Consider the following 12,094-nt stretch of genomic DNA (forward strand, 5'->3'; position numbering starts at 1 on the left):
GAGGTTGCCGACAAGCTGAAGGCCCTTGAACGGGAGAACCGGGAACTGAGGCAAGCCAACGAGATCTTGCGCAAGGCATCGGCTTATTTTGCCCAGGCGGAGCTCGACCGCCCACTGAGACGTTGATCAGTTTTATCGACGAGCACCGGGACCTGTATGGGGTCGAGCCGATCTGTCGTTTGCTGCAGATCGCCCCATCCACATACCACCACCATCTGGCCTGTCGCCGTGACCCGTCACTTCTGTCTGCACGGGCACAGCGCGATATGGCACTGAAGCCGGAGATTGCCCGTGTCTTTGAGGAGAACTTTCTGGTCTACGGTGTCCGCAAAATATGGCGTCAACTCGGCCGTGAAGGCTTTCATGTGGCCCGCTGCACAGTCGAGCGTCTGATGCGCGAGATGGGGCTACAAGGCGCCATTCGAGGCAAGCCTGTTCGCACCACCTTTAGCGACAAGTCAGCCCCTTGTCCACTTGACCAAGTGAACCGCGAGTTCCATGCCCCGGCACCCAACATGTTGTGGGTGTCTGACTTCACTTATGTCGCCACATGGCAGGGCTTTGTTTATGTAGCTTTTGTCATTGATGTGTTTGCCAGGCGCATCGTTGGCTGGCGGGTCAGCAGGACGGCACATACGGGCTTTGTGCTGGACGCACTTGAACAGGCTCTGCATGACCGCAGGCCAGCAAGAAAAGGCGGGCTTATCCATCACAGTGACCGGGGCAGCCAGTATGTCTCGATCCGATACACCGAACGCTTGGCAGAAGATGGTATCGAACCATCGGTTGGCAGCGTCGGGGACAGTTACGACAACGCACTCGCCGAGACGATCAACGGGCTCTACAAGGCCGAAGTCATCCATCGGCGAGGGCCGTGGCGGTCATTTGAGATGGTTGAATTTGCGACGCTTGAATGGGTCGACTGGTTCAATCATCGACGCCTGCTGGAGCCAATCGGCAACATTCCACCTGCCGAGGCTGAGAGAAATTACTACGCCATGCTGGACGAACGCCCCATGGCCGCTTAACTTAAACCAACCTGCCTCCGACAATCCCGGGGCGGTTCACAACATTGCAAAGATCATTGGAACCCAAACGATCGTAATTAGAGACAATGATGGCGACTATCAAGCGAACGTAATAAACTGGTTCTCTGCCTATGAAGATGCAGCTCATCTGCAAGTTTCATCAGCTCAAGACGACACTTGGAATTCGCTTGAACCAGCTTTGATAGAAACAAATGGAGAGACCATACAAACTCTCGAACGTTTCGCTCAGGTGGCACTATCCGCACAAAAAAAAGCTGAATACGACGACCTAGATGATTTGGAGGGCAAAAAAGTCTTCCTGAAGGACCTTTTCAAGGACGACGGCGGCAAGAAAGTAGACTCTGCGATTAGGGTCTTCGATAGCGACCAAAACAGTATTACTTATCCCGACTATATTCGAAAGGCTCTCGAACTTGCCGAGTAGATTTGTTATAGCGAGCGCTGGCGCGGGCAAAACTACCACTCTGGTAGGGGATGCTTTGGAGGCTGCTGAAGCGAATAGAACTGTTTTGATCCTGACATACACTCGCAACAACCAAGTTGAAGTAATCAAGAAAATACGTGAAGTCAAAGGCCACATCCCCGATAAAATCCGAGTGAAAGGCTGGTTCTCTTTCCTTCTAGAGGAAATCATTCGTCCCTATCAGCGCTGCTTTTTTGATCAGCGAATTTCAAATGTGCAGTTTGATGTAAGCGATCCCCACAAACGAGATCGCTATTCCATACCAGGGCGAGCTGAGATCATCGGAGGGCGTGTTAATTCGCGCCACTATTTAGTTAATGGAAAAGCCCACACAACATACATATCCAAACTTGCTGTTAAAATCTGCCAGAAACGCAAACAAGGGCGAGGAAGAGCTGCTACATATGATCCAATCCAGAGATTATCAGCAATCTATGACCTAATTATTATTGATGAGGTCCAAGACTTGGTCGGGTGGGACTTCAGCCTAATTGAACTTATCTTATCCTCGTGTCCTGTAGAATTGCTCTGCGTGGGAGACTTCAGGCAAACCATCTACCAAACCTCGCATGCAACAAAAAACCCACGGGCCAGCTTGCAGAAAAAGCAGTGGTTCCTTGACAAAAACTTCGAGTGTATTGATGAAAATCACAGCTATCGCTGTATCCAAATGATATGCAATTTGGCCGATTTAGTTCATGCAAATGAAGCCTATAAGCCAACGGTATCTAGAGCAGCGCCCGTGCCGGACGGACTAGATGATCATGTTGGCGCTTTCTCTGTAAGAGAAGAAGATTTTCCGGCATACATGGATCGTTACAACCCAATTATTTTACGTTGGGACGTAAGGGCCCGGCCAGACTTATGCTCTGGTCACGTGTGCCAAAATTTTGGAGAATCAAAAGGCTCGACGTACGATCGTGTACTCATTTTGCCTACAACTTCCATTCGACAATTTCTACTCGGTAACTTTGGTCCAATCAGGAGTTCCGAAAAAGCACTCAATAAGCTCTATGTTGCAATTACTAGAGCTCGATATAGTGTTGCTTTTCTTACAAACGACGCCTCTAGGCTAGATAACCTCCCAATCTGGCATCCTGCTGAAAATGGAGATTTATGATGCAAGCGAGAATCGTCCTGGTAAACAGGCAGCGCGGTATGTATGCAGCAGAAATGACCGGCACTGAATACGTCATCTTTGAACTGATGGACAGTGAAGCACCGGAACTTGGCGATATAGTATCTCACCCTGATTTCTACTCCATGGGGAGTGAGACCTTTCACAACATCAGCCAAGGCTATCGCTTTGATGTGTACGTGCAAAATGTTTGCGGAGCGTCCCAAGTGAAACAGCAGTGCTTTTTATAGCTTGTCGGAATGTCCGCTTTGGGTCGAAAACAGAATTTCTTGTAGAAATCTCAATCCGACCCTATCTCGCCAAAACCTAACAGAGAAAAGCCCAGCCGTCATAAGCCAAAAAATAAGGACCGCCAACCGCGGCCCCGTTGAAAACTCACTACATGTCGTAACACATTTCCGCACGCTTTCTAGTTTCAAGCGTCTTCTTCAGCCATAACCTCTGCTGTAGACCTGACCTGCTCGCCACCTTCAATCGCATGGAGATAGACATCAAGTAGGGCTTCTTGTTCCTGCCGGTCCGCCTGATCCATCTTTCGAACTCGGATCACCTGCCTAAGAATCTTTACATCGAAGCCAACGGATTTTGCTGACGCATAAATTTCTTTGATATCTTCAGCAATGCCCTTCTTCTCTTCCTCCAACCGCTCAATACGCTCGACAAAAGAACGAAGCTGCTCACCTGCTACACCACCTGCTTGAACCATTATTACACACCTTCATATCGATTATTTTGTTGAACAGCATCAGCTGCTTTTACCTCCTCAACTTCACTCATTAAAATAAGTGAAGTTTCGCAGGCCACATTTTTTGACACAATGACTGACACAGTTGTGTCACCTTAAGTAATTGAAAAACCTCAAATGATACAATTTTAACTGTATATTAGAACCCAACGGCCTTTGCGCCCGCGTAGACTTCCTTGATGTCTTCCGCGATGCCTTTTTTCTCTTCTTCAAGGCGCTCAATACGCTCAATGAATGACCGCAGCTGTTCGCCTGCTACTCCGCCAGCCTGTACCATGTGGCTCAACTCCCTGATCTTTAATTTCGGCCCCCATGCGGACCTTGGATTCGGCGCGCACTTTAGCCTTGAGCGCTCTGCCGTTCAATCGTGATTCTGCCTGCGCGCGTGAATTATTCCTTGGCTTGCGCCAGCTTGTTCTTGGCGACGCTGATATCCATGCGGCGCATTTGCTCGTCTGTCGCCGGGGTCTGGAACTGTTCTTTATAGTCCGCGTACGGCATGCCGTAGATGCGCTCCTGCGCGTCTTCCATGGAAACCTCGACGCCCAGCTCGCCAGCTTCTTCCACGTACCATTTGTAAAAACAATTGCGGCAGAAGCCGCCATAGCCCATCAGGTCGATATTCTGCACATCCGTGCGGGCCTGAAGGTGCTTCAAGAGGCGGCGAAATACGGCTGCTTCAATCTCGGTTGTCTTCTCATCTGTCATGTCTTTTCTCCTTACGGATAATATTTTCGTTGTGTCAGGTCTTCACGGTCCATGCATTCATCGAGCAAATCCGCCATCAAGGCCGCCCATTCGTCCACCATCGACGCTTTGCCCAACAGGTCCTGCCGGATCTCAATGGTGGTCTGCGGCAGGCCGTGATCAGCGCCGTGGCGCTGCATGGTATAGTAAAGGTGGCGGCCCGTGTAGGGCTGGTTGTCGCCCACCACCAGGTCGGTCTCGCGCTCCATCAGGCCGATCAGGGCCTGCGCCAGCCGTGGGTCCTTGTTCCACAGGAAGCCCGCGTGCCAGGGGCGCTTTTCCCCGCCCATCTCCGGCGTAAAGCTGTGCATGCCCACCACCAGGGGCACGATGCCCTCATCAAGATGCGCTTCCACAAGATCAGAACAGGCCTCATGAAACGGCGTGTAATAATCCCGCTTGCGGGCTTCAATCGCGCTTGCTGGCAGGTCCTGGTTCGCGGGCACCATGATGCCGTCGCTCACGCGCGGCACCAGGGTGTCGCTGTCCGGCTCGCGGTTGCAGTCGATCAGAAGACGCGACACTGGCGCCAGAACGGCGGCCCCACCCATCAGCTCACACATCTTGCGCGTCACGGCTTCGGCCCCCAGATCATAGGCCACATGCTGGGTAAAGATATCATCCGAAAGACCAAGGTTATCAAAGCCTTCGGGCACAAAATTGCTGGCGTGATCGCACAGGATAATCAGCCCCGTCCGGGCCTCCGGGTTCAGGATTTCTGGCTGGACAGGGGAAGTCGTCATGAGATACACCAACTTTCGCATATGAATTTTCGGGGACAGCCCGACAAAAGGCTGGACCTTGACCTTGCGATCAAGCAGCATGTGCGCCGAAAAGTAACGATCTGAACATACAAGTCAACAAACACCGAGCATGGGCAAGCACCGCCCCAAGCTTCACGCCCGATGCTCACGCCCGGGAGGCAAAATGAGTTCCGAACAGATTTCCATCCGCCGACGACGCAAAACCCGCATTGTCGCCACCTTGGGGCCCGCCAGCAGCAGCCATGAACGCATCAAGCAATTGTTCCTGGCAGGCGTTGACGTATTCCGCCTGAACATGAGCCACGGCGAACACAAAGACAAGGAAGCGCTGGTACACACCATTCGCGCCGTTGAGCGTGAACTGAACCACCCCATCGCTATCCTCGCTGACCTGCAAGGCCCAAAGCTGCGCATCGGTATGTTCGAAGACGGCAAGATCACACTGAAGGAAGGCCAGCCCTTCAAGTTGGACCTGTTGGATCAGCCCGGCACCAGCGAGCGGGTTTACCTGCCGCACAAAGAAATTTTCGCAGCCCTCAAGGTTGGCACCAATATCCTGCTGGACGACGGCAAGATCCGCCTTGAAGTGGAAGCCGTGGAAGAAAACCGCGCCCGCACCCGCGTGATCGTGGGTGGCGTGCTGTCTGACCGCAAGGGTGTGAACGTGCCAAACGCTGTGCTGCCGCTGGCGGCACTGACGGAAAAAGACCGCCGCGACCTCACCTTCGCACTGCAGTGCGGCGTGGACTGGGTCGCGCTTTCCTTCGTGCAGCGCGCCGCAGATGTGGCCGAAGCCAAAAAGCTTGTAGGCCGGAAAGCGGCCGTGATGGCCAAGATCGAAAAACCCGCCGCCGTTGAAGCACTGGATGAGATTATCGAGCTGGCGGACGGCGTGATGGTGGCACGCGGCGATCTGGGCGTTGAGGAACCGGTGGAAAATGTGCCGGGCATCCAGAAGCAGATCGTGCGTAAAGCGCGCCAGGCGGGCAAGCCCGTTGTGGTGGCAACACAGATGCTGGAAAGCATGATCAAGTCACCCGTGCCGACGCGCGCGGAAGTGTCCGACGTGGCGACCGCTGTACTGGACGGCGCAGACGCCGTGATGCTGTCCGCCGAATCCGCCGTGGGCGATTTCCCCATTGAAGCTGTGCAGGTGATGGACCGCGTGGCGTCGCGGGTGGAGCACGAACCAGCCTACAGCATGCACGGCGCGGATGAGCGCTCCGGCGCGAACGCCACCACGGAAGACGCCATCACGGCGGCCGCCCGGCAGGTAGCGCGCACGGTAAACGCTAAAGCCATCGTGACCTTCACATCATCAGGCGCCACGGCGCTTCGGGCCGCACGGGAACGCCCGGACGCACCGATCCTGACCCTCACGCCAAAGCTGGCGGTTGCCCGCCGCCTCGCCATCGTGTGGGGCCTGCATACGGTAAAAACCAAGGATGTGGGCGCGTTCGAGGAAATGGTCGGCAAGGCCAAGCGCATGGCTTTGCGCGCAGGGCTTGTGACACCGGGCGACCGCATCGTGGTGACCGCAGGCGTGCCCTTTGGCACACCGGGGGCCACCAACGTGCTGCATATCGCCTGGATCAGCGGCAACGAGCTGGGCTAAGTAAAAATCGTCACTCGCCGACTGGATCGGCGAGTCTAGCCTTCACTTCATGATTGGATTCGCCGTTCAAGCCGGCGAATGACGACCAATGAGCACAAAAGACAAGAAGCCGGGGCATGTTCCCGGCTTTTTTTATTTAGAGGTAGCCTCTCGCCTTCAGGTCGGCCTCAAGCACATCCGGCGCGGTGAAATGGTGGCCCAGCATGCCCAAGTCTTCGGCGGCGCGGACATTGTCTATCCGGTCATCGATATAGACCGTGGCATCGGGCTTTAGGCCATAGCGGCTGATCGCCACCTCAAAAATGCGCGGGTCAGGCTTCACCAGGTTCTCTTCTCCTGACACCACCACCCCCTTGAACAGCTTCGTGAAGTCATTCTGCGCACAGAATGGCGGCCATTTCTCGTGCGAGAAGTTCGTCAGGCCATAGCAAGCTATGCCAGCAGCCGCCAGCCGCTCCAGGATATCAACAGTGCCATGGATCAGGTCACCGATCGTCTCATCCCAGCGCTCGTCGAACGCGCGGATCAGGTCTGCATGCTCGGGGTGTTTTTCGCTAAGGATTCGCACACCTTCCGCGAATGGACGGCCGCGATCATGCTCTGTGTGCCACTCCAGCGTCACCACATCCCGCAAAAACGCATCAAGCGCATCCGATTCGGGGATCAGCTTCTGGTACAAGAGACGCGGGTCCCAGTGGACAAACACATTGCCAATATCAAACAGAACGGCTTTAGAAGACACGGATATAACCCCCAAATGAGAAAGCCGCGCGACTCAGGGAGCGCACGGCTAAATCAATCGAACTGGATCAAACCAGACCGGGCTTAAGCGAGACGCTTAGCCCTGGCGTGCTTTAAAGCGACGCTGGGTCTTGTTGATCACGTAGATACGGCCTTTGCGGCGAATCACGCGGCAATCGCGGTGACGGCTTTTCAAAGACTTCAAGCTATTACGAATTTTCATCGTTCGTCTCACTACAAACCGGCTAAAACCCTTTTCCCTGCCCGGCCAGCCGGCGCTTGGCACACAGGGCGGGAACGACGAATCCGTCATTCCGCTGATCCATTGGCGGCGGAACATAATGATGAGCCCCCCACCTGTCAATAGCTTAGACTCGGGAAATGCAGGCTTTTTGCGCATTCCGCCAGATAAACCGGCACAAAAAATAGAGGCGCCCCCCATGCCCGGTGGGACGCCTCCAAATTTTCCCTAATAGATATCAGGGATAGTCCGCTCACGCCTGTGCGTCAGTAAAGGGATAATACCAAAACGGGATCATCTTGTCATTGAAATTAAAAGGCAGCAGCCCTGCCCTTCCTGCCACACCGCAGGAATCGCCATTGACCGCCCCCCATTCACCCTGTAGGCAATCCACTGAAGGGCATTCCAAAGAAGAATAAGGGAGCATCCCCCATGTTGATTTCCAGCCAGTTTGATAGCGGCAATATCGAGGTCGTCAAAGCCGATGATGCCTCGGACATCCGCCTCAACATCCGCAAGGACAACCAGTCTGATTTTTACCAGTGGTTCCACTTCCGCGTATCCGGCGTGGAAGATACACCCTGCAAATTCACCATCGAGAACGCTGGCGGCGCGGCTTATGTCGATGGCTGGAAGGACTATAAAGTCTGTGCATCCTATGACCGCGAAAGCTGGTTCCGCATCGATACCATGTTTGATGGCGAAACGCTGACGTGGGCCTTCACGCCAGACCAGGACTTCGTCTATTTCGCCTATTTCGCGCCCTACTCCATGGAGCGCCACGCAGACCTGATCTCGGAAGCCGCCCAGTCACCGCTGGTGCGCACCAGCGTGCTCGGCCACACGCTTGACGGCCAGGACATGGACCTGATCGAGCTTGGCTACGGCCCAGAAGGCCGCAAGAAGATTTGGCTGCAGGCCCGCCAGCACCCGGGCGAAAGCATGGCCGAATGGTGGATGGAAGGTGCGCTTGATTATTTGCTGGATATGGACAACCCGGTTGCCCGGAAGCTGCTGGACAAGGCGCATTTCTATATCGTGCCGAACATGAACCCGGATGGGTCTGTACGTGGGCACCTGCGCACCAATGCCGCCGGCGCCAACCTGAACCGCGAATGGAACATCGCCACAATGGACAGGAGCCCCGAAGTTTACCTGGTGCGCGAGAAGATGGCTGAGGTCGGCTGTGACTTCCATATGGACGTGCACGGTGACGAAGGCCTGCCTTACAATTTCATCGCCGGATTTGAAGGCATTCCAAGCCTGAAGAAAAAGCAAACGGAACTGATTGAGAAATATCAGAATATCCTTGAGAAGCTGTCGCCGGACTTCCAGCAGGAACACGGCTATGACGAGGATGAGCCAGGCAAGGCCGACCTGTCCATGTGCACCAACTATGTGGCGGAAACCCATGGCTGCCTGGCCATGACGCTTGAGATGCCGTTCAAGGACAATGCAGATATGCCAGACCCTGACTATGGCTGGTCGCCGGAGCGCTGCCGCCACCTGGCGCGCGCCTGCATGGACACGCTGCACCGCATGATCGACGATTTGTAATCGCAGCTCAGTTACCTACATTATGAAGGGCGGGGATCATCCCGCCCTTTTTCTTTCCGGGGGACGAGATCATGACCAAGAAAATTGATGTAGCCAAGCTGCCGGAACTGATTGGTACGCTCTATCCGCCGCCATATGACGGACCTGTGCGGGCACGGGCAAAGAAGAAGCTGGGCGACGCCGCAGGTCTGACGCAATTTGGCGTGAACTTGATGCGACTTGCGCCTGGCGTCTGGTCAGCCCAGCGCCACTGGCACAGCCGCGAAGATGAGTTCATCTATGTACTTGAAGGCGAAGTGACGCTGATTACAGATGCGGGTGAGGAGCTTTTATGCGCTGGCGACGCCGCTGGTTTCAAGGCGGGTGACCGCGACGGCCACCATCTGGTGAACAAGTCAGATAGCGATGCGCTGGTCCTTGAAGTGGGCACACGCACGAACGATGATATCTGCCACTATCCAGAAGCGGACCTTGTGGCCATCAGCAAGGGCGAAAGCTTCAGCTACACCCGCAAGGACGGCACGGAATATACGAACATCCGTCGCCGCACACCTGAGGACGATTAAACCACATACCGATAAAAAAAGGCCCCACCGTGCGGCAGGGCCTTTCCCGGGAAAGCCGACTGTTTATTCGAACAGGTCGGTTGAATATTGGTAAGTCTCGTCCGCCTTGGCACCCAGGATCGCCAGTGTCAGGCCGTCCGGTACGTCGCCGCCCTGGGCGTAGTCGATATCCTCATCGCCATCGAGCAGGAACAGCTGGCCCTCGCCCGGCCCGAGGTCGCGGTTATGGTTGTTACCGGCCTTGATGGACACGGCCAGAAGCTCATAGTCGTCATAGCCGTAGTTTTCCATGAAGCTTCCAAGGTCGACATTGTCGAGATCGGTTTCACCCGACCAGCCGTCGATCTTCACTTTGAGGACGTCGCCGGTGCCATCATCCAGATAGAGCACCACGTTGGAGATATCATGGTCAGCCGTGCCTTTCTTGTTAGAGAAGGTTCCGAAGTGATCAGCGTCATCTTCCGGGCCTGTGTCACCACCACCGATGCCTTCGATGGTCAGCGTAACGGTTGCCGTATCAAACCCGCCATGGCCGTCAGACACCTGATAGGTGAAGCTGTCGGACGCGGTTTCGCCGTCATTCAGGCTATCGAACGCGCCGTTCGGGTCGTAGCTGTAGGTACCGTCCGCATTCAGCGTCAGGAGCGCGCCGGAGTCCAAGAGGACTTGCTGGCCCACCGCTGCGCTGTCGCCGTTCACCGCAGACACTGTAAGCACGTCTGAGAGGTCAGGGTCGCTGTCGTTCGCGAGCACATTGCCGCTGGTGACGGTGGCTTCGTCGGTCGCGCCCGCATCATCCAGCGCATCAGGGGTGTCGTTCACGCCCGTGACGGTCACGGTCAGCGTTGCACTGTCTGACCCACCATTGCCGTCACTCACGCCATAGGTCACATCAGCCGTGAAGGTCTCACCTTCGGCCATCCAGTCGGCATCAGTGGCGTCTACGCTATAGCTGCCGTCCGCGTTTACGGTCACGGTTACGCCCGGCGCAAGCTCAATCGGCGTGCCCACGGTGCCAGCGTCGCCGTTCACGTCAGTAACCGTCAGGCCATCAGGAATGCCGTTGCCGTCAGCGTCGCCCGCGTCCTTGTCCACGTCGTTGGCGAACACATTGCCGGAAGCGGTTTCGTCCTCAAGCACGTCAGCCGCGTCATCGATGGCGTCAACCGGATACGGCGCGTCGCCATAGAGCTTGTCAGAGTCCTCGCGGCCACCGTCAGCGGAAGAAACAGACGTCTGGCGCACGGCCATATGCTCAAGCGCGATGTCGTCTATGGTCAACGGCCGGTCTGCCGACAGCACGAAGCTCACGGTCTGATAATCGTCTGTGCTCATGCCCGGCGTGCCGAACTCCACACCCACTTCATAGGGGCTGTCCGGAACGCCGCTTGTGGTCACACCGCCGCCCAGGTTCGACACACTGCCGTTCTGAACGATCTGCGTGATCTCGCTTCCTGCGAAATTGAGGCTGCCAAGCAAGCTGTCGTCAGCCACATCGAAAAACAGACCTCGGATGTCGGCAATCTGGCCGTCTGTGTCCTGATCGTTCGACAAGGTGAACAGCAGTGTGCCATCGCCCTGCTCGACAATTGTGATGGTGATCGGCGCCATGCCGTCATCACCGGTTTGGGTATCAAGAATAAAAGTCAGTGTACGCATTGTGCATCTCCAAATGATCCTGCGTGCCATCCAGAGGTGCCTGTTTCTGCAGTCGTTGTTGGTGCCTGGTCACGATGCGGGAAAAGTTCCGATGGCTTTCACACCACCATCCGCATCAAGCGTGCCAATAGATAAAATTTTATCTATCTGACTGATTCCGTAACGGAAAGGGCCCAGCACATGGCCGGGCCTGAAATGGGTTCAAACCAAATTCATCTTTTTTTGCGACAAACAAATCGCAAATTGCGCCACCATGTTGTTGCTTTTTGCGTCACTCGCCTTCGAAGGACACCAGGCTGACGACCTTGTCACACCGGGATCTGAGCTTTTCAGCACCGCCCAGGGCCGGCAGGTCAACCACAAACCCGGCACCCACCACATCGCCACCCAGATGGTCGATCAGGTTCATGGCGGCATCTGCTGTGCCGCCTGTGGCGATCAGGTCATCTATCAGCAACACCCTGTCACCCGCGCCGAAAGCGTCCAGGTGCATCTCAAGCGTGGCTTCGCCATACTCAAGCTGATAGCTTTCCTCAATCGTCTGGTGCGGTAGCTTGCCGGCCTTGCGGATCGGCACGAAGCCGGCACCCAGCCTGCATGCAAGCGCACCACCAAGCACGAAACCGCGTGCTTCAACACCCGCCACAACCTGCACCCGGTCATTCCTGAAATGGCCGAACAATAGGTCAATTGTGTGCTTGAGCGCTGCTGGATTACCAAAGAGTGTGGTGATATCCCGAAACATGATCCCTTCGGATGGGAAATCCGGAATGGTCCGGATATAGGACTTCAAGTCCTTCATAGGAGCC

13 protein-coding genes, 2 pseudogenes and 1 other annotated feature are annotated in these 12,094 nt (G+C 55.3%); of the genes and pseudogenes, 7 read left to right on the forward strand and 8 right to left on the reverse strand.

Features of this window, described 5'->3' with window-relative positions; all coding sequences use genetic code 11:
* The 4 genes and pseudogenes from KORM41_RS06130 to KORM41_RS06145 form a co-directional block, all read left to right on the forward strand.
* Nucleotides 1–1,028: pseudogene (locus tag KORM41_RS06130) on the forward strand (IS3 family transposase); the annotation flags it as partial.
* Nucleotides 81–197 (forward strand) — a sequence feature (AL1L pseudoknot). It overlaps the preceding pseudogene by 117 nt.
* Nucleotides 1,029–1,326: 298 nt before the next feature.
* A complete protein-coding gene (locus KORM41_RS22170) occupies nucleotides 1,327–1,473 on the forward strand; it encodes a hypothetical protein (RefSeq protein ID WP_231727169.1) in 147 nt (48 codons plus the stop codon).
* Nucleotides 1,463–2,632 carry a UvrD-helicase domain-containing protein gene (locus KORM41_RS06140; RefSeq protein ID WP_197420993.1) on the forward strand — a complete coding sequence of 390 codons (1,170 nt, stop codon included), beginning with the start codon at nucleotides 1,463–1,465 and terminating at the stop codon, nucleotides 2,630–2,632. The genes KORM41_RS22170 and KORM41_RS06140 overlap by 11 nt, the downstream gene beginning before the upstream one ends.
* A complete protein-coding gene (locus KORM41_RS06145) occupies nucleotides 2,629–2,880 on the forward strand; it encodes a hypothetical protein (RefSeq protein WP_231727170.1) in 252 nt (83 codons plus the stop codon). The genes KORM41_RS06140 and KORM41_RS06145 overlap by 4 nt, the downstream gene beginning before the upstream one ends.
* Before the next feature lie 185 nt (nucleotides 2,881–3,065).
* Here the strand turns inward: KORM41_RS06145 and KORM41_RS06150 are convergent, their stop codons facing one another.
* From KORM41_RS06150 to KORM41_RS06160, 4 genes and pseudogenes are all read right to left on the reverse strand, one after another.
* Nucleotides 3,066–3,356 carry a DUF2312 domain-containing protein gene (locus KORM41_RS06150; protein WP_068146155.1) on the reverse strand — a complete coding sequence of 97 codons (291 nt, stop codon included), beginning with the start codon at nucleotides 3,354–3,356 and terminating at the stop codon, nucleotides 3,066–3,068.
* Between the two features lie 181 nt (nucleotides 3,357–3,537).
* A pseudogene (locus KORM41_RS21530) lies at nucleotides 3,538–3,672 on the reverse strand (GapR family DNA-binding domain-containing protein); the annotation flags it as partial.
* 113 nt (nucleotides 3,673–3,785) lie between these two features.
* Nucleotides 3,786–4,103 carry a DUF1244 domain-containing protein gene (locus KORM41_RS06155; RefSeq protein ID WP_068146159.1) on the reverse strand — a complete coding sequence of 106 codons (318 nt, stop codon included), beginning with the start codon at nucleotides 4,101–4,103 and terminating at the stop codon, nucleotides 3,786–3,788.
* 11 nt (nucleotides 4,104–4,114) lie between these two features.
* The gene (locus KORM41_RS06160; RefSeq protein WP_197420996.1) at nucleotides 4,115–4,885 is read right to left on the reverse strand and encodes an N-formylglutamate amidohydrolase; all 771 of its coding nucleotides are present in this window, start codon (nucleotides 4,883–4,885) and stop codon (nucleotides 4,115–4,117) included.
* 184 nt (nucleotides 4,886–5,069) lie between these two features.
* Here KORM41_RS06160 and pyk point away from each other — a divergent pair, with 184 nt between their 5' ends.
* Nucleotides 5,070–6,521: a pyruvate kinase gene (gene pyk, locus KORM41_RS06165; protein ID WP_068146162.1), complete on the forward strand. Its 1,452-nt coding sequence runs from the start codon at nucleotides 5,070–5,072 to the stop codon at nucleotides 6,519–6,521.
* Between the two features lie 136 nt (nucleotides 6,522–6,657).
* Here the strand turns inward: pyk and KORM41_RS06170 are convergent, their stop codons facing one another.
* Together KORM41_RS06170 and ykgO are read right to left on the reverse strand one after the other, a co-directional pair.
* Nucleotides 6,658–7,263 carry an HAD family hydrolase gene (locus KORM41_RS06170; RefSeq protein WP_068146165.1) on the reverse strand — a complete coding sequence of 202 codons (606 nt, stop codon included), beginning with the start codon at nucleotides 7,261–7,263 and terminating at the stop codon, nucleotides 6,658–6,660.
* Between the two features lie 96 nt (nucleotides 7,264–7,359).
* The gene (gene ykgO / locus KORM41_RS06175) at nucleotides 7,360–7,485 is read right to left on the reverse strand and encodes a type B 50S ribosomal protein L36 (RefSeq protein ID WP_020401326.1); all 126 of its coding nucleotides are present in this window, start codon (nucleotides 7,483–7,485) and stop codon (nucleotides 7,360–7,362) included.
* A 450-nt stretch (nucleotides 7,486–7,935) separates the two neighbouring features.
* On the opposite strand from ykgO, the gene KORM41_RS06180 reads away from it, so the two are divergent.
* Together KORM41_RS06180 and KORM41_RS06185 are read left to right on the forward strand one after the other, a co-directional pair.
* Nucleotides 7,936–9,060: a M14 family metallopeptidase gene (locus tag KORM41_RS06180; RefSeq protein ID WP_068146170.1), complete on the forward strand. Its 1,125-nt coding sequence runs from the start codon at nucleotides 7,936–7,938 to the stop codon at nucleotides 9,058–9,060.
* A gap of 71 nt (nucleotides 9,061–9,131) precedes the next feature.
* Complete coding sequence (locus tag KORM41_RS06185; RefSeq protein ID WP_068146173.1) at nucleotides 9,132–9,626, forward strand: cupin domain-containing protein; 495 nt, start codon at nucleotides 9,132–9,134, stop codon at nucleotides 9,624–9,626.
* 63 nt (nucleotides 9,627–9,689) lie between these two features.
* Here the strand turns inward: KORM41_RS06185 and KORM41_RS06190 are convergent, their stop codons facing one another.
* The gene (locus KORM41_RS06190; protein WP_068146176.1) at nucleotides 9,690–11,285 is read right to left on the reverse strand and encodes an Ig-like domain-containing protein; all 1,596 of its coding nucleotides are present in this window, start codon (nucleotides 11,283–11,285) and stop codon (nucleotides 9,690–9,692) included.
* 271 nt (nucleotides 11,286–11,556) lie between these two features.
* Nucleotides 11,557–12,087 carry an adenine phosphoribosyltransferase gene (locus KORM41_RS06195; RefSeq protein WP_068146178.1) on the reverse strand — a complete coding sequence of 177 codons (531 nt, stop codon included), beginning with the start codon at nucleotides 12,085–12,087 and terminating at the stop codon, nucleotides 11,557–11,559.
* Between the last annotated feature and the right edge of the window lie 7 nt (nucleotides 12,088–12,094).

It is taken from the genome of Kordiimonas lipolytica (assembly GCF_001550065.1).